Genomic DNA, 19,573 nt, shown 5'->3' on the forward strand with positions numbered 1-19,573 from the left:
AAGTGCGTTACATTTGTAACGAATTAAGGTGGCACCACGGGAGTACCCGTCCTTTCTATAGGATGAGTACTCCCTTTTTGTGTATAAAAAATTAAATAAATGAAATCGTTTAAGTAAGAAGAGTACGTATATTGGAGACGTTACAGAGAGCCGGGAATAGGTGGGAGCCCGGTACGGTGCCATATACGGAATGGGCTTACGAGAGGTATGCTGAACAATTATTTTTAGTAGGCAACCCGGGTTCCGCCGTTACAAGGATAAGGTATAAAATTTGTACCTGAACAAAGCGGGATGCTTTTGCATCCAACACGAGGTGGTACCGCGGTATATTTATCGTCCTCTACATATTTTCGATATGTAGGGGACTTTTTTATTTTTCAGAGTGAGGTGAAGGACATGATGACGAAAGAAGAATTTATAAAACAAAAAAGAGAGAGAAAGACATTTTTAGTAATTACTGAAGAAGAAGGAGATAGCATTACGCCAATTTCTTTATATAGACGTATGAAAGGAAAGAAGAAATTTTTATTAGAAAGTTCACAGCTTCATCAAGATAAAGGGCGTTATTCTTACTTAGGATGTAATCCTTATGAAGAAGTAAAAAGCGTTGGTACGGAAGTAGAACGAACGATTTTCGGCCGGGCAGAAAAGTTACAAGGTAACGTACTACAAGTGTTAGAAGAAATAATCGCACCATCACAAGTAGACAGCCCATTTCCATTTTGCGGAGGAGCAGTTGGTTATATTGGATATGATGTCATTCGGCAGTATGAAAACATTGGAGCGGATTTACACGACCCATTAAATATTCCGGAAGTACACCTCTTACTATATCGTGAGTTTATCGTTTACGATCATTTACGCCAAAGGTTGTCGTTTGTATATGTATGCAGGGAAGATGATTCAGCAGATTATGAGGAAGTATACGAAAGGCTACGAGTATACAAAGAGGAAGTGCTACAAGGAGAAGAAACTGAAGTAAATGCAATACAATCCACATTATCATTCACTTCTTCTATAACGGAAAAAGAGTTTTGTGGGATGGTAGAAATGGCGAAAGAACATATAAGAGCTGGAGACATATTCCAAGTCGTACTGTCACAGCGTTTACAAAGTGAATGTATTGGTGATCCATTCGCGTTATACCGAAAACTTCGAATTGCAAATCCATCACCATATATGTTCTATATTGATTTTCAAGATTATGTTGTACTCGGTTCTTCACCGGAAAGTTTGCTATCAGTAAGAGAGAATAAAGTGATGACGAATCCAATTGCTGGTACAAGACCGAGGGGGAAAACGAAAAGGGAAGATGAGGAAATCGAAAAAGAACTGTTAGGCAATGAGAAAGAGCGAGCAGAGCATATGATGCTTGTAGATCTTGGGCGAAACGATATTGGTAGAGTGAGCGAAATCGGCTCGGTTACGATAGATAAATATATGAAAGTAGAAAAATACTCTCACGTTATGCACATTGTATCTGAAGTTTACGGAATATTGCGGAAACAAATGAGCGGATTTGATGCATTAGCGTATTGCCTACCAGCAGGAACAGTGTCGGGAGCTCCGAAAATTAGAGCGATGGAAATTATAAATGAGCTAGAGAATGAAAAAAGAAATGTATACGCCGGAGCAGTTGGATACGTTAGTTTTTCAGGAAATCTTGATATGGCGCTCGCCATTCGAACGATGGTCGTAAAGGATGAAAAAGCATACGTTCAAGCAGGAGCAGGAGTCGTTTACGATTCAGATCCAGTAGCTGAATATGAAGAAACATTAAATAAAGCGAGAGCGCTTTTGGAGGTTATGAAATGATTGTACTTATCGATAATTACGATTCGTTCACATATAACTTGTACCAACTGTTAGGCGAACATGAAGAAGAAATTGTAGTTGTAAGAAATGATGAAATAACGATAAAACAGTTAGAAGAGATGAATCCAAGAGGAATTGTACTTTCACCAGGACCAGGAAAACCAGAGGATGCCGGCATTTGTATCGACGTCATCCGCCATTTTTATAAGAACGTTCCCATATTAGGGATTTGTCTAGGCCACCAAGCGATCATAGCTGCATTTGGAGGAGACATTGTTAGAGCAGAACGTATTAAACACGGAAAAACATCGCGTGTGAAACATAACGGAACGTCAATCTTTTCATACGCTACACAGCCGCTAACGGCGATGCGCTATCATTCCCTTGTTGCAGAGCACACGAGCTTGCCAAAGTGTTTTGACATATTAGCGACAGCGATGGACGATGGAGAAATAATGGCAGTCCGTCACAATTATTATCCGCTCTTCGGATTACAGTTTCATCCGGAATCAATCGCAACAGAAGAAGGCGGAAAGTTAATACGTGCCTTTTTAACAGAAGTAAAAGAGGAGGAAAGAGTATGAATAACTATCTTCGTAAATTAGTGGAGGGTCAACATTTAACAGAAGAGGAAATGTATAAAGCAGGACTACTTTTATTAAGTGAAAACATATTAGAAAGTGAAATTGCAGCTTTCTTAGTCTTACTGAAAGCGAAAGGTGAAACTGCAGAAGAAATATACGGCCTTGTTCGAGCTCTTCGCGAAAAGGCATTGCCGTTTTCGAACCATATACAAGGAGCAATGGACAATTGCGGGACGGGTGGTGACGGTGCTCAAACGTTTAATATTAGCACAACTTCAGCATTCGTACTGGCAGGAGCAGGTGTAAAGGTTGCAAAACATGGTAATCGTGCTGTTTCTAGTAAAACAGGAAGTGCGGACTTATTAGAAGAATTAGGTGTAAATATTAGCAGTACGCCAAGCGAAATTGATTATTTACTAGAGCATGTGGGCATTGCATTTTTATTTGCACCAGCGATGCATCCAGCACTAAGGCGCATTATGAAAATAAGAAAAGAGTTAAACGTGCCGACGATCTTTAATTTAATTGGCCCTTTAACAAATCCAGTGAATTTAGAAACACAATTTGTCGGTATTTATAAACGAGATATGTTATTACCAGTTGCGCAAGTATTACAAAAGTTAGGCCGGAAACAAGCACTTGTCGTAAATGGAAGTGGTTTTTTAGATGAAGCATCATTACAAGGGGAAAATCACGTAGTCCTTTTAAAAGATAATGAAATAGTGGAAATGAGTATTGATCCAGAAAAGTATGGTTTTTCAAGAGTGAAAAATGAAGAAATTAGAGGGGGGAATTCAAAAGAAAATGCAAAGATTACAGTCGGCGTATTGAGCGGAGAAAAGAGTGTTTATCGCGATACCGTTTTATTAAATGCAGGTCTAGCTCTTTTCGCAAATGGAAAAACGGAAACGATTGAAGAAGGAATTAAACTCGCGGCACATAGCATTGACTCTGGAAAAGCATTAGCCAAATTAAACTTATTAATTGTAGCAAGCAACGAAAAATTAGAAAGGGTGAACTAAAGTGGGGACGATTTTAGATGAAATTGTAGAACAGAAGAAAAAGGAAGTTGCGGAGTTATATGAAATATATACACCAGTAAAAACAAAAAGAAAGACACATTCACTTGTAGAAGCGTTACAGCAGTTTACTGTCATTGCAGAAGTAAAGCGAGCATCACCATCAAAAGGAGATATCAATTTACACGTTGACGTACGAAAACAAGTGGGAACATATGAGAAATGTGGTGCAGGAGCAGTATCTGTTTTAACAGATGGTCAATTTTTTAAAGGATCGTTTCACGATTTACAAACAGCAAGAGAAGAAAGTAACATTCCGCTTTTATGTAAAGATTTCATAATCGATAAGATTCAAATCGATAGAGCGTATGAAGCGGGAGCAGATATTATTTTACTAATCGTAGCAGCGTTAACGAAAGAGAAGTTAAAAGAGCTGTATAGCTACGTGTTAGAAAAAGGATTAGAAGCGATTGTTGAAGTTCATGATGAACAGGAATTAGAAACTGCGATTGTATTAAATCCGCACGTTATTGGCATTAATAATCGTAATTTAAAAACGTTCGAAGTAGATTTAAGCCAAACTGAAAAGCTTGGAAAAAGATTGAATGAGGAGAAACTACTTTGGATTAGTGAAAGTGGCATTCATTCAAAAGAAGATATTATTCGTGTTAAAAGAGCTGGAGCCGAAGGTGTATTAGTTGGAGAGGCGCTTATGACATCATCTTCTATTAGTAGTTTTTTTGAAGATTGTAAGGTGAATATATGAAAGTGAAAATTTGCGGCATCACTGATGTGGAAACAGCGAAAAGTGCGTGCGAATATGGCGCAGATGCACTCGGATTTGTTTTTGCAGAAAGTAAGCGGGAAATCACTCCAAAGAGAGCGGAAGAAATCATTCAGGAGCTTCCAGCCAACGTGTTAAAAATCGGTGTTTTCGTAAATGAATCAGTAGAAGTGATCCAGAAAATTGCAGATGAGTGCGGGTTAACACATGTACAACTACATGGGGATGAAGACAATTATCAAATTAGAAGATTGAATATTCCGTCTATAAAGTCACTAGGAGTAACTTCAGAGAGTGATATGAAAAACGCCCAAGGGTATGAAGCGGATTATATATTATTTGATAGCCCGAAAGAAAAGTTTCATGGAGGAAATGGAAAGACATTTTCATGGGAACTACTTAGAGATATGCCAAAAGAATTGCGAAAGAAAATGATATTAGCTGGTGGATTAAACGCTCTTAATATAGAAGAAGCAATTCGAACTGTTCGGCCATATATGGTCGATGTGAGCAGCGGAGTAGAGACAGAAGGAAAGAAAGATGTAGAGAAAATAAAACAATTTATTATAAAAGCGAAGGAGTGTTCCAAATGAACTACGCATATCCAGATGAAAAAGGACATTACGGTATATACGGAGGACGATACGTTCCAGAAACGTTAATGCAATCTGTACTAGAACTAGAAGAAGCATATAAAGAAGCGATGCAAGATGAAGCATTTCAAAAGGAATTGAATCATTATTTAAAAACGTACGTCGGAAGAGAAACACCGCTATATTATGCTGAAAATATGACGAAGTATTGCGGTGGTGCAAAGATTTATTTAAAACGTGAAGATTTGAATCATACAGGAGCTCATAAAATTAACAATACAATCGGTCAGGCACTACTTGCAGTGCGAATGGGCAAGAAAAAAGTTGTCGCTGAAACAGGAGCTGGACAACACGGAGTTGCAACAGCTACTGTATGTGCTCTTCTCGGATTAGAATGCGTCATTTTTATGGGAGAAGAAGATGTAAGACGTCAAAAATTAAATGTGTTCCGAATGGAATTACTCGGAGCGAAAGTAGAAAGTGTAGCGGCAGGTAGCGGTACATTAAAAGATGCGGTAAACGAGGCGCTTCGTTACTGGGTTTCACATGTGCATGATACGCACTACATTATGGGATCTGTTCTCGGACCACATCCATTCCCGCAAATTGTCCGTGATTTCCAAAGTGTAATTGGAAATGAAACGAAAAAACAATATGAGGCGTTAGAAGGAAAGTTACCAGAAGCAGTCGTTGCTTGTATTGGCGGTGGTAGTAATGCGATGGGGATGTTTTATCCGTTCGTACACGATGAAGAAGTTGCTCTTTACGGCGTAGAAGCAGCTGGAAAAGGCGTTCATACAGAAAAGCATGCAGCAACTTTAACGAAAGGAAGCGTTGGCGTTCTCCACGGATCAATGATGTATCTTCTGCAAAACGAAGAAGGACAAATTCAAGAAGCACACTCTATTTCAGCAGGACTTGATTATCCAGGTGTTGGTCCAGAACATAGCTTGCTAAAAGATATTGGCCGCGTTTCTTATCATTCGATAACAGACGAAGAAGCATTAGAAGCATTTCAATTATTAACGAAAAAAGAAGGCATTATCCCGGCGTTAGAAAGCTCGCATGCTGTCGCATACGCATTAAAATTAGCTCCGAAAATGAAGGAAGATGAAGGACTTGTTATTTGTTTATCTGGCCGTGGTGATAAAGATGTAGAGAGTATAAAACGTTATATGGAAGAGGTGTAAAAAATGGGAGTAGAAAAAATTAAAGCAGCGTTTGAAAATGGTAAGAAAGCATTTATTCCGTACGTAATGGGCGGAGATGGTGGCTTTGAAAAATTAAAAGAAAGAATTCGTTTTTTAGATGAAGCAGGAGCGAGCATCGTTGAAATCGGCATTCCGTTTTCGGATCCAGTCGCAGACGGTCCAACGATTCAAAGAGCAGGGAAACGAGCGCTAGATAGCGGTGTAACAGTAAAAGGTATTTTTCAAGCATTAATAGAGGTAAGGAAAGAAGTGCAAATTCCGTTTGTACTCATGACATATTTAAATCCAGTACTCGCATTCGGAAAAGAACGATTTGTAGAGAAGTGCTTAGAGGCCGGTGTGGATGGTATTATCGTTCCAGACTTACCGTATGAAGAACAAAATATTATTGCGCCGTTACTTCGAGAGGCAAACATTGCGCTTATTCCACTCGTTACCGTAACGAGCCCTATTGAAAGAATTGGAAAAATCACGAGTGAATCAGAAGGGTTCGTTTATGCTGTTACAGTAGCGGGCGTAACGGGAGTACGTCAAAACTTTAAAGAGGAGATTCATAGTTACTTAGAAAAAGTAAAATTACACGTCAACTTACCAGTAGTCGCTGGATTTGGCATTTCAACAAAAGAACATGTAGAAGAAATGGTTACAATATGTGACGGTGTTGTCGTTGGAAGTAAAGTGATTGAGTTATTAGAAAATGAAAAACGAGAAGAAATATTTGAATTAATACAGGCAACAAAACAAAAAGAAGAGGCGTAGTCTCTTCTTTTTGTTTTGCGTAATAAATGTTAAAATATACAGAAAATACATATAATCTAGAGGGTGAGAAGGCATGCTAAGACGTAAACTACTATATCTTCTTTTAACTGTACCGCTATACGCTTGGCTCATTAGCATGACGAAAATAGAGTTGATGGCTCTATTTTTAGGATATGTATTTATCTTTTCCAACTTAAATCGCATTCAAGAACAGTCTATTTTAGAAATATGTCTATTTTCGATTAGTATAGAATTATTTAGTATCGTTTCGATTGTATTATTAAACGAATTATTTCTACGGATTCATTCATTTACATTAATGAAATTTTGGAATATTGCATTGCAAGCAATATGTACTTACATTGTGTTTGTTGTGTTGAAAAAAATAATCGGACAGCAGACAGTTTTTCAGGATAATAGAAAATGGGAGTGAATGAAAAGGGGCCGTTTGGCTCCTTTTTTAAATCTGTCTTAAAAACAATTGAAAATTACAACATCTGTTATATAATAGTTAAAAATTGTATTTTAAACGAAATGAGATGATAACATGGCCATATTGTTGGCACTTATCCCAATTATGATGATTTTCATTTGTTTATTTTTATTTAAACAAACGTCATTAAGGTCTTCGTTAATTTCTTATGCTGTGTCTGTTGGAATCGTTTTACTCTCGCCAATGTTTCAATTAGGGATAAGTGAAACTGTGCACGCAACGATTAAAGGATGGTTAATTTGTTTTATTGTCGGGTACGTTTTATTTTTCGGTATTTTTTTATTTCACCTCATGAACAAAATGGGGTACATCGACCAAGTAGCGCGTTTTTTAGAAGAAGTGACGCAAGATCGTTTATTACAAATGCTTCTTATGTGCTTTGGTATTTGCCCACTAATTGAATCGGTAAGTGGATTCGGAATTGGCTTCATGGTTGCAGCACCTATTTTTCTTTCACTAGGATATAAACCATTTCAAGCTGTACTGCTCTCATTTATCGGCTTACTAGCTAGTTCATGGGGCGCAATGGCAACTGGTACGATTATCGGTTCGCAGCTAATAAATATGCCTCTTACAACACTTGGTACAAATACAGCGCTATTAAGTATTCCGATGTTTGCTTACTTTGTTATTCTTTCTTTACACGTTGTTGGCGGCTGGCAAGCGGTTATAGAAAAGTGGAAAGAAGGAGTAGGATTCTTTCTATTATTTTCTCTCGGAATCTATCTTTCTAATGCGTACGTAAGTGTTGAACTAGCCGGGATATTAAGTTCTATCGTAACGATTACATTTGGCTTTCTTATCATTAAATTAAAAGGAAAAAGTGGGCAAAATCTTATAACAGAACATGCGGCTGCAACGGAGAAAGAAGTATCCATTATAAAAATTATTAGCCCTTATATATTTCTAACAGTTTGTATTTTACTTTCTCGCCTCGTTCCAGCATTACATGATTTGTTCAGATCATATGCGGTTCTTGATTTGAAATCATACTCTTACAAACTAGAGTTACTATATTCACCAGGATTTTGGCTCGGTATGACTTGCTTATTTACTATTATTTTCTTCCGCATCCCGTCTAATATTATTAAACAATCACTCTCGCAAACAATCAAACAATGGATTCCTTTTGCTATTACTACGACAATGTTTATCGCCATTTCAGAACTAATGGGTGCATCAGGCATGCATTCATTACTCGCAAAGACAGCTGGTGATACATTTGGAACCTTTTTCGTTTTCGTTGCTCCGTTTATTGGTGCTATTGGTGGATTTTTAACAGGTAGTAACGCAGGATCAAATGCAATGTTTATAAAACTACAAATGCAAACCGCACAAAACGTAGCACTCCCGTGGCAATACGTCACAACACTGCAAAACACCGCATCATCAGTAGCGACAATCGCTTGCCCGTCACGGATTACACTAGGTGCTTACTTATGTAATATCCCTTACCGTGAAAATGAACTGTTAAAGAAGACGACGTTAATGATCTTTGGTGCGGTTTTGCTTGTAATGGTAGAAGTTATCGTTTGGTATATGTTGAGAAATTAAAAATCCTCCTAACATAGGAGGATTTTTTTTATGAGTGGATAATGATTTAAATATGAATAGCTTCTACTAAATGAATAGGAGATGAAATGTATGCCCCTAAAAAACTACGGTGTGTTAAAAGGTACAGTTATACAATCAAAGATTGGAAAAGGGAAAACACCTCATTATCAAGTTCATTTACAGGGCGAGACTGGAGTAGATTATCGTATTGCTATTAACGTAAAGTCGCAAAGTTATCCGTCAGAAGTTTTATATTTTGCGAGTAACAATATTAGGTCAGAGGCGATTCATATTTTACCGACATTACCATTTGGTTTTACGGAAGTAAAAAATAATGAGCCGAAAGTAGCTTTAGATTATGTAAGAGGAAATCTATTTGACTCAAAACAAATGATTCCTTTGCCTCCCGAAAAAGCAGGTGCAGATAATGATTTAAACGAAAAAATAGAACGTTATATAAAGCGAGCGATGGAAGAAAAAGCAATTATTTACGCGTTTGGCGAAAGATGGGGACCAGAAGAAAATACACCAGATTCCTATTTTCATTTCAAACCAGGAAACGGTATACATGATATTCACATGAATCAAGGGAATGTAGAGAAATGGAAAGCTGATAATGGTATATGGCAAGACGGAGGAATACTCATTCACTTTGAAAAGGAAGAAGAATGGATTGGTATCTTTCTTGCCTTCCAATCACAGTCATGGTGTACCGATGAAGAGGGGCATGCTCGTGTTCCGGTTGAGCATTGTGATTATAAGGGGAATAAGTGAGGAGAAGAGCTAGTCTGAAATGGACTAGCTCTTCTAGTTGGAGTACATTCTGTTTTAAAAAAATTGTTGTTAATTTGCAATACTAAATAATAGGGAGATGATTTGAATTTTTAAACAGTATATATTAATATAATGTTATATGTATTGTTTAAAAATGCTAGGAGGAGATTTTTTCTTGGGTAAAACTGAATATTTAGAAATGTTGCGAAGGACAAAAGAATTTTTACAAAAGAATTTCTCTTTTATAAAAGTAGGATTCTTTGGTAAGCGGATTATTTCAATTATAATCATTTTAATATCATCGTCAGTGGCATATTTTTCCGGATATCTGTTTTTATGGGGATACTATTTTGGAGGTGAAAAGGACCAATCACTGTTATCAGTTGCAGTTAATTTAGTGCCTATTGATCGTGTGATAGCTTTTTCTGTGGGCTTCTTTTACATCATCTTAATTGGAATTATTGTTTTGTTTTTTGTAGCTATATTAAAAAATAAAGATAGTTTTGACTCAGCTTTTTTAATAGCGTTGGCATTAGGTTTAACAAACATAGCGATTGTATATTTTTTTGCAGCAGAAATAACATTTATGGCATATATTCAGACGTTATTACTTTGGGTGTTACCTTTACTTCTTGTACTTATAAGTGCAAATTTTTATTTTTGTTTTAAAGATTTTTATACTTTTATAAGTTATGAGGTATATTGTTACACTACATATATTAGTTTTATAATAATATCCAAATACTTTAATTTAACATCGCTAGGGGATTTATTATCCAGATTTGAATTTTTTATATTAATGTTTATTATTGGTGCACCAACGATATTTCTAATAAATCAGATAAAAAATCAAATGATTTTATTTACAGTGAAAAAAATATTGAAATCCATTGTGATAATTCCGATACTTTTAATGCTAGGGTTACATATTTATGTAGACGCATGGGCTAAAGCAATTTTCACTGTATTTATTATTAATACTATGATTTATATAAGAGTACGGAGGGGAGAAGATAAGACGACAAAAATATTAGCAGATGAAGGGCGTAGGGGAGTTACAAAGCCACTATATATTACGAAACCGTTCACGGTAATATTATATATGTTAGTGGTGTTTTTTATTATAAGTAATTTAACTCTATATTCTTTGGTTCAAGGAGGAAAATATATGTATTTAATTCTTCAACCAAATAATTATCAGACAATAGAGTATATATGGGATGGAAAATTGAAACGTATAAAGGGGAATATTATTTCTAGTCAAAATGATACGTATTATATATCAACAACTGAGAGAAAATTAATGATTTTAAAAACAAAGGATATAATTATAGATTCAAATCAATAAGAAGAGGGCGTTCAAAACGAACGCCCTCCTCTTATTTTATAAAACCCAAAACTAACAAGTGTAGAAAGGCAAGAGAACAGCAGTGCCACACTAGAAAATGCAATGAGGTACATATTATATTTCATCACTTTGCCAATTAGTTGATTACTGTCGTATTGAAACAGTCCTGCTATTATGTTGAATAAAAATAACACGATAAACATGACGACAACACCGTCTATTGATCCTTTAATATCTGGTTTACTTAAAGCGATATGTGCAGAAATACAAATGGCGATAAATAAAAATAGCCAAAAGGAAGGATTCAATAAATTACTTATTGTAAATAAGCTTTTCAATAATACAAACGTCGACAAGAGCATGTTTTGAACCATTTCTATATTAATAGAAGTAGAAGCGATTGTTTTTTCGAGAGTTGTATTAAATAAGAAATATGAATTCGGTACGAAATAGCGCATTAAAAGGATTAACGCAGTAATACCAGAAATAATAGGACCAATTCCAATGAAGAAGTTCCCAATTCGTTGATATACACTTTTTTGATTGTATTGATGTTGTACGTATCCTAAAGCACCTTGACTTGTATCTGTTGGGAAAAACTGCGTTCCTACAATTTTATGACGAAATAGCACACACATAATGGCATGTCCAAGTTCGTGAATCGGAACACCAATCCAAGCCGTTAAAAGGAATCCTTTTCTTCCGAAAGCTCTCGACCAATACATGCGTGTGAGAGATTCTAAATAGCCTAATAGAAATCCAATTACAATGATAACGCCAATTAAAGATAATAATTGGATTACGCTTGTAAGGAGTATTTGAAAAATTGAGTTTACCAATTCCATTTTCTTTCATCCAATCTGTTAAAAATATTATTTATTCTGTTTCATAATAGCATTTTTTTTCAAGATTGCTAGCACATATATTTTCTTTCGGAAGAAGGATTTCAGAATCTTTTTCTTGTAGTCATGTTTTATGTACAAATTCATATATTGAACTTGTAACACCCTATAAGGTATATGCTTAAGGAGGGATAAGAGAATGAAATGTCCGTCATGTCATACAGAACATGCAGTAGAGGCAAAGTTTTGCGGGAATTGTGGACATTCGTTAACGGAAGAAGTAGTGGCAAGTAGTGGCAAAGAAGAAGGGCAGGAACAAGCGCGCGCGGCACAAGAAAAGGAAACGCGTCCAAATGAAACGGTAGAACAAGCGAAGCGGTTTGCGAGCGGCTATTTTCAATTTTTTAAACATGCATTACAAGCACCGACAGCGATTATGAAAAGCGGCACTATTGAAGTGCGAAATGGAATTGTAAGTCTTGTTCTTATTTGTTTTTTAGGAGCATGTATTTTTTATAGAATGATGAGTGCAGCATCAGCAGTTACGAGAACATTTGCACCAGATATATCTACTCCCACGTTTTTGGGAGAATCTATAACGGTCTTTTTCTTTTTATTAATTTTAACTTTATTTGTCGGATTTATTATTTTTGTAAGTGGTAAGATGATGAAATCATCTTTTTCGTTTCTTGAAGTATTTGGTATATGGGGAACGATAGCGACGCCGGCTATTGTCATATTAGTTCTTTCTTTTCTTTTTAGTTTTTTATTAATCTTTTTCTTACCGATATTATTATCGGTAGTTGCAACTTATATAGGGATTAGTATAACTGTAGCCGTATTAAAACTAGACAATGGCGGATTAGATCTCGTTTACACACTTATTATTGCAAATGTTTTAATTGGAATTGCAACGTTCATTGTACTTTGGTCTTACATTAGCACGATAATTCAAGCCTTAACACAGGGAATAACTGGCTTCTAATGAAAAGGTGGTTGACTGAATGAATGTATGTACAAAGTGCGGAGTTCAGTTTGAAGATGGTGTACAATTTTGTCAAAACTGCGGGATGAAGAGGGGAAGTCCTGTAGTAAAGAAGAACATGAGCAGTGGTACAAAAGTTGGCATTACACTGTTAGCACTATTTGTTATAGCGATTATTGGATTGTATTTGTACGGATCATCGTATTATACGCAGGTGGCACAAGTAGACCGGATGATTACGATTTTACAAGAGCGGGACGGAGAGAAATTAGCTGAGATCGTTACGGCAGATGATCCGTCGGTTATGATAACGAGAGAGAGTTTAACGCCTCTATTTTCATATATAAAAGAAAATCCATCTTACGTAAATGAATTAAAAGGATATTTGAGACAAGGTGAAAAACAACGGGACGGAATAGAAAGAGCTGATTTTTCATTAACGAAAGACGGAAAGTATTTCTTTATATTTGATCGGTATAAATTGAAAGCGAAGACGTACTATACAACTTTGCTTACAAATGAAAAAGGCGTATCGTTAAAAATGAACGGAAAAGAAATTGATAAGACAGATGACAAAAAGTTTGAGAAGCAATATGGGCCATTTCTTCCGGGAAATCAAGTGTTTCAATCAGAATATAAAAATGACTATGTAAAACTATCACGTGAGGAAAAGGTTGTACTTATGAAACAAAGCCAAAATAACGTAACGATAGATTTAACGTTGCAAGGTCAATATATTACAGTTCAAACGAACGCGCCTGGTGCAACATTGTACGTAAATCAAAAACCAGTTACAGCGCTCGCAGGAGAAGAAATTACATGGGGGCCTGTAGCGACTGATGGAAGCGCGAAAATTTATTTAGAACGAAATGGAGAAAATGGACGGGAAACGACAAAAGTAGAGACGGTAACGGCACTTTCGTCTTATAATCTTCCATTCCAAACGAAAAGTGCAGAAAAAACAGTTGTTTATAATGTTACCCCGCCACCTACGACTGGGTATGTATATAATGGTTTCATCTTTCCTGATAGTGATATTCGAAAATTAACGAGCACAGATTTAACCTATTTATCGAAAGAACAGTTGAAAATTGCTAGAAATGAAATATATGCAAGGCATGGACATATTTTTCAAACGAAAGATATGCAAGCGTATTTTGCAACACAGTCTTGGTATAGAGAAAATCCTTATTTTAAAGGAAAGTTAACAGATATCGAAACTTATAATATTGAACTAATCAAATCAAGAGAATAGAGCGCGTGAAAAAGGTACAGTGCATAACTGTACCTTTTTTATGGTTTTTTATCTGAACCAGGATCCCTTGAGAAAAAGATATGAAAGAGGAATGTGACTTTACTTGCTCCTCCTGATGTACTTGCTTGCACGTCAGATAATGCGTTAGATGTTAAAACACCTTCAGAATGAGGGGGTACGACTATTTTGAGAGTATCATCTGATTCTGATGATGCAGTAACTGTTATTGTATCATCAGATAAGTTTAAAATTTTTACAGTACCGATTGGTAAGATGGACTTGCCAGCGTGTGATGCGGAAGCAAAGCGAGAGCCTTTCCAAATCGTTTGTGGAAAAGTTTCATCATTAGATAACCAAGCACGAGCACTATAAATGGTTGCGTTAATAGAAAATTCTTGATCAAGCGACAAGGCGGGTTTTGGTTCTTTCGGTTCCTCTGGAAACTGAGCGAGAAGACCAGCGCACATGTATATTTCACCTACTTTCAATTGGTTACTGTTATAGCATATTAAACATGTTGTTTATAAGACACGACAGTTACCTATTCATACATAAGTTTGTGCACCAAATTTGAAGATGAAATTCTCTTTCTTTACAATGGAAGTAGGTGTTATTTCTATAAAATATGGAAAACGTAAAGAGTATGTAAAAAAGAAGGAGTGGTAAAGTGAACTATGTCATTATTGGCGGAGATGCAGCTGGTATGAGTGCAGCTATGCAAATTGTTAGAAACGATGAAAATGCAAATGTTGTAACTTTAGAAAAAGGTGAAATTTATTCATACGCTCAGTGTGGATTACCGTATGTCATTAGTGGTGCTATCGCTTCAACTGAAAAGTTAATCGCGCGCAACGTAAAGACGTTTCGTGAGAAATATGGAATTGATGCGAAAGTGCGTCATGAAGTAACGAAAGTAGATACGGAAAAGAAAATGGTGTACGCAGAGCATACGAAGACGAAGGATGTCTTTGAATTTCCATATGATCGATTATTAATTGCGACTGGAGTGCGTCCTGTTATGCCAGAATGGGAAGGACGGGAATTACAAGGCGTTCATCTTTTAAAAACAATTCCTGATGCTGAGCGCATATTAAAAACGCTAGAAACGAATAAAGTTGAAGATGTAACGATTATTGGCGGTGGTGCCATTGGACTTGAGATGGCAGAAACATTCGTCGAACTTGGTAAGAAAGTAAGAATGATTGAGCGAAATGATCATATCGGTACGATTTATGATGCAGATATGGCAGAGTACATACATAAAGAAGCAGATAAGCATCATATTGAAATTTTAACGAATGAAAATGTAAAAGCATTTAAAGGAAATGAACGAGTAGAAGCAATCGAAACGGATAAAGGTACGTATAAAGCAGATCTTGTTTTAGTGTCGGTTGGAGTGAAGCCAAATACTGATTTTCTTGAAGGGACAAATATACGTAAGAATCATAAAGGAGCAATCGAAGTAAATGCATATATGCAAACAAATGTGCAAGACGTATATGCAGCCGGTGATTGCGCAACACATTACCACGTTATAAAGGAAATTCATGATCATATCCCGCTCGGAACGACTGCCAATAAGCAAGGGCGACTTGCTGGACTGAATATGCTTGATAAACGAAGAGCTTTTAAAGGTACGTTAGGCACAGGCATTATTAAATTTATGGATTTGACACTCGCAAGAACAGGGTTAAATGAAAAAGAAGCAAAAGGGCTACACATTCCGTATAAAACGGTCAAAGTAGATTCTACAAATATGGCGGGCTATTATCCAAATGCAAAACCACTTTACTTGAAATTACTATATCGCTCCGATACGAAACAATTATTGGGCGGGCAAGTAATTGGAGAAGAAGGCGTAGATAAACGTATTGATGTGATCGCGATGGCACTTTTCAATAAAATGAGCATTCATGATTTAGAAGATGTCGATTTAAGTTATGCACCACCATATAACAGCGTTTGGGATCCAATTCAGCAAGCGGCAAGGAGAGCAGAATAGCACTTTTTAAAGTGCTATTTTTTTGTTAAAGGGGAATTATCATTTTTGTCGAATGAAGAGGATTGGGAAATAGTTACATATGAGGAAGGGGAGTTTTTTTATGATTGTAGCACTTCAAAAAGTTCAAGAATCAGAAAAAGAAATATTACGTAATTTGTACGCTTTATATCTTCATGACCTTTCTAAGTTCACTATGAATATAACTATCGGAGCGAACGGATTTTTTGAATACGAAGATTTGCATATATTTTGGAAAAATGACGGAATCACGCCGTATTTTATAAAAGTTGATCATAGTATTGTAGGATTCTTATTACTACTGGAACGTCCGTTTTTGAAGAAGGAAAATGATTTTGGTATTAATGATATTTTCATATTGAATCAATATAAAGGAAAAGGAATAGGTAAACAAGCTGTTGAGAATTTACTAGAAGAGAAAAGAGGACAATATTTCGTTATCGAACTTGTAAAAAATGTACCAGCAGTGTCGTTTTGGAAGAAAGTATATAAAAAACTGAACATTGAATTTGATGAGAGAGAGCAGTTAATTGATGATGAAGAATGTCTCGTTCAAACGTTTAAAATTTAATGAAATTGGTTTTCCTTTTATATTACTTTGAAATTTAACTTTATCCCGCTATTTGCGGACAGTAAGACCCCCACCTCAAAATCCAGCGAAAGCAAAGAAGTTAGGTGGGGGATCAACTGCCCGTAAAAGCCCGATTGGTTCAACTAATAATCAGTGGGGATGAAGACCCCTATTGATTAAAGTTTCGCTTTATTTTGAATATACCGTTCCCCCTTGAAAACATATTACTAATCGCTTATATTTTCATATAGTATTTATTTTTTTAACGAAGCAATGAACGAACCAGGGGGCGCAGTATGGCAATTAATATGAAAACAATCGAAGAATGGATTGTTGAATCAAATACAAGACATGAAGAAGACTTTGGACACGTTGTGGAAGAAATGAAAGAAGTATGTGTCGGACTTGATAACGCGACATTAATTTATACGAAAAATGTATTTTGTTTCGGTAAAAAAGTAGAAGTATTTTTCTTCTTCCAAGACCATGTCGTGATCGGACAAGAAAAAGACGAATATATTGAGATTGAAAAATTAAAGTATGATGCCATTACAAATAGTAATTTAAAAACAAATGACAAAAATACAACGTTAGAATTAAAGTTTGCTAACGGACAATCTATTAATTTAGATAGTTTAAATGATAACTACGGTACGAAAAATTGGTTATTTGCTAGACAAATTAAGAGTATTTTTAAGTTAATCTAGTAAAAAGCAGACCTCAAAGGGTCTGCTTTTTACTTAATTCCTATTACACAAAGGCAACCTCTTTCTTCATAGCATTTCACACTTGTAAATCCTGTTTTATAAAATAGGTTTATTAATTCTTCATTCGTTTTCCATTTCTCCATATGATATTGAATTTTGAAAGTTTCAGCTACTAATAAAAAAGATCCATTCGGTTGTAAGACGCGAAATATTTCTTTTATATCTTGTTCCACATCGGGCCAAAAGTAGTGTGTTTGAAAAGCGGTTATGAGATCGAAGAAGTTTGTATTGTAAGGAATAGAGGAGACACTTGCCTGATGAATGATTACTTTTCCTTTTTTTACGTCCTGTATATTGGCTTTCTTTGAGTTTTCAACAGCTTGATCTGAATAATCAATTCCATATATTTTCCCAAATGGAATTCGTTTTGAAAGAGTATGTATTGTTTTGCCGCCGCCACAACCAATATCTAAAGTAATTGCATCTTTACGTATATGTATTTTTTGTAATCCCCAATTTGTTAGTCTCATATGTGCAGCGTTCATAATACAAAGCATGGAAGAACCAATTGTCCCGCGAGGGTTTTTTGCTTGCTGAATTAATCGTTGTAAAATGTTCAAGTTACATTCTCCTTTTATGTAAGAATATATACTCATTTCGCTTTTTATAAATTAAGTCCTTTAAAAAAAGCACGCCGTCTACCGGCGTGCTTCTAATTATGCAAAGCCCCTTTTAACCAATTCCGCGCCCGATATGCCCCAACTGGAACTTGAATAAGAGACGTTTCATTCCCAGCATCAATTCCGTACAATTGATCACATGAATTTGTATCAAAACTTAGTAAAGGATGCCCGCCCATCCCCATAGCAGTTGCAGCAAAAACGAGTTTATGAACGAGGATACCAGCTTCCATTTGGTGAATACGGTATCCTCTATAGCCTAATGCATTTGTATAGTAATCTTTCTTTCCGACTACATGTAAGCAAAGTGGTACTTGAAAAAGGTTTACGTTATCCATCGTCATACTAGATTGAAGGAGATAACGAAGGTCCCCATACCGAATTGGTTGTATGGAATGTGTTTTCCTGTTATAAGTGTAAGCACCGTTTTCTATATCTTTTACGTTATAGAAACATCCATATAATGAGACGCGTGCATTTTCATTTACATACTTACCATCAAGGTCGCTGTAATAGGGGAAGGAGAGGCTCGCTTCTTGTAGTAAAGTAGCGAGCTCAGCTGCATCCCATTTCGTTAAAATAAAGTCCGCATCAGGAGAATATCGTTTTTTACAAAGTTGTAGGAAATCATACGATAACCGTTCTACTTTCGGTAGCTGTACAGCGTACGTATTATGTTGATAGTGCTCTTCATGATGTAGTGTTTGGAAGTGTTCTGTTGATTCAATCATAGAAGCTTCATTTATTTTTGTTATCATCGGATGTTCATTTACATGTTTTGAGCGAACGAAATGTTCATGTGCGAGTGGCGGAATTTGTTGCAACAACTCATGAGAAGTAACTGTTTTATTTTCACGGTAATCATTGTGAAACCAATTAGTTTCTGGCTCTGTACTTAAAGGAATAACGGCATACACACTTTCTTCACCTTCTGACAATCCGAGTAAATGGTTCAGTGCACGGTCTAGAAATTGAAAGTATACGCCGTTCGTATAACCGAACTGTTTTGCACATTCTAGTAATTGTCCAATGAGAACCCCGCTATCTAATCCTTGAAGGCGATATGAAAAGTTATTGTATTTAAAGAAGTTTTTCCAAAACATAGTGGATACGAATGCGGCACCGAAACAATCATGTATATTACAGCGATTACCGAGTGCGTCTGCTAAATAAGAATCGAAATTTCCTTCGCGAAGTAAAATAAGTCGGTGATGCGCGGCGTCATAATGGTAAATGCCGTCTGGATAATCGTCAATCTTTAAATAGATATACAATTCATTCGGATATAAAGCACCGCCTGAAGGAATGGATCTGCGTAATACATTTCTCTCGCTATTTAGCTGACATAATTGTGTTACACCAAATGAATACCAAAGGTAGTGACCAATCTCATTTAGAGTAGGTGTAGTAGAAGAGTTCGATAAAGATAACGGGATTTCTAAGGAGAGCGGGATGGTAGGTACATTTCGATATAATTTATAAGGAAGCGGTGCGTCTTTCCAGTCCACCTCATGATTCGGCATAATTTCATCAATAGAGAAATGGAGATGATGTAAAAAAGTATCTAGCTGCATGAAAT

At 36.1% G+C, this 19,573-nt stretch carries 20 protein-coding genes and 2 other annotated features (1 of these 22 only partly in view); of the genes, 16 read left to right on the plus strand and 4 right to left on the minus strand.

Features of this window, described 5'->3' with window-relative positions; translation table 11 throughout:
* Positions 1 to 57 (plus strand) — a binding site (T-box leader) (it extends 181 nt beyond the left edge of the window).
* 42 nt (positions 58 to 99) lie between these two features.
* Positions 100 to 344: a binding site (T-box leader), on the plus strand.
* 52 nt (positions 345 to 396) lie between these two features.
* From trpE to BM089_RS01805, 11 genes are all read left to right on the plus strand, one after another.
* Positions 397 to 1,815 carry an anthranilate synthase component I gene (gene trpE / locus BM089_RS01755; protein ID WP_002093911.1) on the plus strand — a complete coding sequence of 473 codons (1,419 nt, stop codon included), beginning with the start codon at positions 397 to 399 and terminating at the stop codon, positions 1,813 to 1,815.
* Complete coding sequence (locus tag BM089_RS01760) at positions 1,812 to 2,399, plus strand: aminodeoxychorismate/anthranilate synthase component II (protein ID WP_090975830.1); 588 nt, start codon at positions 1,812 to 1,814, stop codon at positions 2,397 to 2,399. The genes trpE and BM089_RS01760 overlap by 4 nt, the downstream gene beginning before the upstream one ends.
* Positions 2,396 to 3,421, plus strand: a complete 1,026-nt coding sequence (trpD, locus tag BM089_RS01765) for an anthranilate phosphoribosyltransferase (protein WP_001067370.1) — start codon at positions 2,396 to 2,398, stop codon at positions 3,419 to 3,421. The genes BM089_RS01760 and trpD overlap by 4 nt, the downstream gene beginning before the upstream one ends.
* 1 nt (position 3,422) lies before the next feature.
* Positions 3,423 to 4,184, plus strand: coding sequence for an indole-3-glycerol phosphate synthase TrpC (trpC, locus tag BM089_RS01770; protein WP_090975831.1), 762 nt, complete (start codon positions 3,423 to 3,425; stop codon positions 4,182 to 4,184).
* The gene (locus tag BM089_RS01775; RefSeq protein ID WP_000865141.1) at positions 4,181 to 4,795 is read left to right on the plus strand and encodes a phosphoribosylanthranilate isomerase; all 615 of its coding nucleotides are present in this window, start codon (positions 4,181 to 4,183) and stop codon (positions 4,793 to 4,795) included. Before trpC ends, BM089_RS01775 begins: the two co-directional genes overlap by 4 nt.
* Entirely contained in the window at positions 4,792 to 5,985 is a 1,194-nt protein-coding gene (trpB, locus tag BM089_RS01780; protein ID WP_001105035.1) for a tryptophan synthase subunit beta, read from the plus strand. The genes BM089_RS01775 and trpB overlap by 4 nt, the downstream gene beginning before the upstream one ends.
* Before the next feature lie 3 nt (positions 5,986 to 5,988).
* Complete coding sequence (trpA, locus tag BM089_RS01785) at positions 5,989 to 6,765, plus strand: tryptophan synthase subunit alpha (protein ID WP_090975832.1); 777 nt, start codon at positions 5,989 to 5,991, stop codon at positions 6,763 to 6,765.
* Positions 6,766 to 6,838: 73 nt separating this feature from the next.
* The gene (locus BM089_RS01790; protein WP_000946150.1) at positions 6,839 to 7,198 is read left to right on the plus strand and encodes a DUF4029 domain-containing protein; all 360 of its coding nucleotides are present in this window, start codon (positions 6,839 to 6,841) and stop codon (positions 7,196 to 7,198) included.
* A 114-nt stretch (positions 7,199 to 7,312) separates the two neighbouring features.
* Positions 7,313 to 8,812, plus strand: coding sequence for an L-lactate permease (locus BM089_RS01795; RefSeq protein ID WP_090975834.1), 1,500 nt, complete (start codon positions 7,313 to 7,315; stop codon positions 8,810 to 8,812).
* 90 nt (positions 8,813 to 8,902) lie between these two features.
* Complete coding sequence (locus BM089_RS01800) at positions 8,903 to 9,586, plus strand: DUF2278 family protein (protein WP_090975836.1); 684 nt, start codon at positions 8,903 to 8,905, stop codon at positions 9,584 to 9,586.
* Positions 9,587 to 9,761: 175 nt separating this feature from the next.
* On the plus strand, positions 9,762 to 10,934 hold the full coding sequence (locus BM089_RS01805) for a hypothetical protein (RefSeq protein WP_000520587.1): 1,173 nt from the start codon (positions 9,762 to 9,764) through the stop codon (positions 10,932 to 10,934).
* A gap of 11 nt (positions 10,935 to 10,945) precedes the next feature.
* Here BM089_RS01805 and BM089_RS01810 read toward each other — a convergent pair whose 3' ends face one another.
* Positions 10,946 to 11,779 (minus strand): hypothetical protein, encoded by an 834-nt coding sequence (locus BM089_RS01810; protein ID WP_090975838.1) that lies wholly within the window; start codon positions 11,777 to 11,779, stop codon positions 10,946 to 10,948.
* A gap of 196 nt (positions 11,780 to 11,975) precedes the next feature.
* Here BM089_RS01810 and BM089_RS01815 point away from each other — a divergent pair, with 196 nt between their 5' ends.
* Positions 11,976 to 12,761, plus strand: coding sequence for a zinc ribbon domain-containing protein (locus tag BM089_RS01815; protein WP_090975839.1), 786 nt, complete (start codon positions 11,976 to 11,978; stop codon positions 12,759 to 12,761).
* Between the two features lie 19 nt (positions 12,762 to 12,780).
* Positions 12,781 to 14,016: a TcaA 3rd/4th domain-containing protein gene (locus BM089_RS01820; protein ID WP_090975841.1), complete on the plus strand. Its 1,236-nt coding sequence runs from the start codon at positions 12,781 to 12,783 to the stop codon at positions 14,014 to 14,016.
* Positions 14,017 to 14,054: 38 nt separating this feature from the next.
* Here BM089_RS01820 and BM089_RS01825 read toward each other — a convergent pair whose 3' ends face one another.
* Positions 14,055 to 14,483 (minus strand): hypothetical protein, encoded by a 429-nt coding sequence (locus tag BM089_RS01825; protein WP_065482744.1) that lies wholly within the window; start codon positions 14,481 to 14,483, stop codon positions 14,055 to 14,057.
* A 200-nt stretch (positions 14,484 to 14,683) separates the two neighbouring features.
* On the opposite strand from BM089_RS01825, the gene BM089_RS01835 reads away from it, so the two are divergent.
* The 3 genes from BM089_RS01835 to BM089_RS01845 all read left to right on the plus strand — a co-directional run bounded on the left by BM089_RS01835 (position 14,684) and on the right by BM089_RS01845 (position 17,314).
* On the plus strand, positions 14,684 to 16,018 hold the full coding sequence (locus BM089_RS01835) for a CoA-disulfide reductase (RefSeq protein ID WP_001110229.1): 1,335 nt from the start codon (positions 14,684 to 14,686) through the stop codon (positions 16,016 to 16,018).
* 100 nt (positions 16,019 to 16,118) lie between these two features.
* On the plus strand, positions 16,119 to 16,607 hold the full coding sequence (locus BM089_RS01840; RefSeq protein ID WP_075718285.1) for a GNAT family N-acetyltransferase: 489 nt from the start codon (positions 16,119 to 16,121) through the stop codon (positions 16,605 to 16,607).
* Positions 16,608 to 16,903: 296 nt separating this feature from the next.
* Positions 16,904 to 17,314 (plus strand): DUF3908 family protein, encoded by a 411-nt coding sequence (locus BM089_RS01845; protein ID WP_000996806.1) that lies wholly within the window; start codon positions 16,904 to 16,906, stop codon positions 17,312 to 17,314.
* A gap of 29 nt (positions 17,315 to 17,343) precedes the next feature.
* On the opposite strand, the gene BM089_RS01850 is transcribed toward BM089_RS01845, so the two are convergent.
* Together BM089_RS01850 and BM089_RS01855 are read right to left on the minus strand one after the other, a co-directional pair.
* Entirely contained in the window at positions 17,344 to 17,934 is a 591-nt protein-coding gene (locus BM089_RS01850; RefSeq protein WP_063546875.1) for a class I SAM-dependent methyltransferase, read from the minus strand.
* 92 nt (positions 17,935 to 18,026) lie between these two features.
* Positions 18,027 to 19,568 (minus strand): SagB family peptide dehydrogenase, encoded by a 1,542-nt coding sequence (locus BM089_RS01855; RefSeq protein ID WP_090975843.1) that lies wholly within the window; start codon positions 19,566 to 19,568, stop codon positions 18,027 to 18,029.
* Positions 19,569 to 19,573 lie beyond the last annotated feature (5 nt).

Origin of the sequence: Bacillus sp. 5mfcol3.1, from assembly GCF_900114335.1 — a bacterium.
Taxonomy (GTDB): domain Bacteria; phylum Bacillota; class Bacilli; order Bacillales; family Bacillaceae_G; genus Bacillus_A; species Bacillus_A thuringiensis_S.

Coding starts and splice junctions, on each gene's coding strand:
- trpD (WP_001067370.1), top strand. CDS start 2,396: ATGAATAACTATCTTCGTAAATTAGTGGAGGGTCAACATTTAACAGAA.
- BM089_RS01790 (WP_000946150.1), top strand. CDS start 6,839: ATGCTAAGACGTAAACTACTATATCTTCTTTTAACTGTACCGCTATAC.
- BM089_RS01845 (WP_000996806.1), top strand. CDS start 16,904: ATGGCAATTAATATGAAAACAATCGAAGAATGGATTGTTGAATCAAAT.
- BM089_RS01825 (WP_065482744.1), bottom strand. CDS start 14,483: ATGTGCGCTGGTCTTCTCGCTCAGTTTCCAGAGGAACCGAAAGAACCA.
- BM089_RS01820 (WP_090975841.1), top strand. CDS start 12,781: ATGAATGTATGTACAAAGTGCGGAGTTCAGTTTGAAGATGGTGTACAA.
- BM089_RS01760 (WP_090975830.1), top strand. CDS start 1,812: ATGATTGTACTTATCGATAATTACGATTCGTTCACATATAACTTGTAC.
- BM089_RS01840 (WP_075718285.1), top strand. CDS start 16,119: ATGATTGTAGCACTTCAAAAAGTTCAAGAATCAGAAAAAGAAATATTA.
- BM089_RS01795 (WP_090975834.1), top strand. CDS start 7,313: ATGGCCATATTGTTGGCACTTATCCCAATTATGATGATTTTCATTTGT.
- BM089_RS01775 (WP_000865141.1), top strand. CDS start 4,181: ATGAAAGTGAAAATTTGCGGCATCACTGATGTGGAAACAGCGAAAAGT.
- trpA (WP_090975832.1), top strand. CDS start 5,989: ATGGGAGTAGAAAAAATTAAAGCAGCGTTTGAAAATGGTAAGAAAGCA.
- BM089_RS01855 (WP_090975843.1), bottom strand. CDS start 19,568: ATGCAGCTAGATACTTTTTTACATCATCTCCATTTCTCTATTGATGAA.
- trpE (WP_002093911.1), top strand. CDS start 397: ATGATGACGAAAGAAGAATTTATAAAACAAAAAAGAGAGAGAAAGACA.
- BM089_RS01810 (WP_090975838.1), bottom strand. CDS start 11,779: ATGGAATTGGTAAACTCAATTTTTCAAATACTCCTTACAAGCGTAATC.
- BM089_RS01815 (WP_090975839.1), top strand. CDS start 11,976: ATGAAATGTCCGTCATGTCATACAGAACATGCAGTAGAGGCAAAGTTT.
- BM089_RS01800 (WP_090975836.1), top strand. CDS start 8,903: ATGCCCCTAAAAAACTACGGTGTGTTAAAAGGTACAGTTATACAATCA.
- trpB (WP_001105035.1), top strand. CDS start 4,792: ATGAACTACGCATATCCAGATGAAAAAGGACATTACGGTATATACGGA.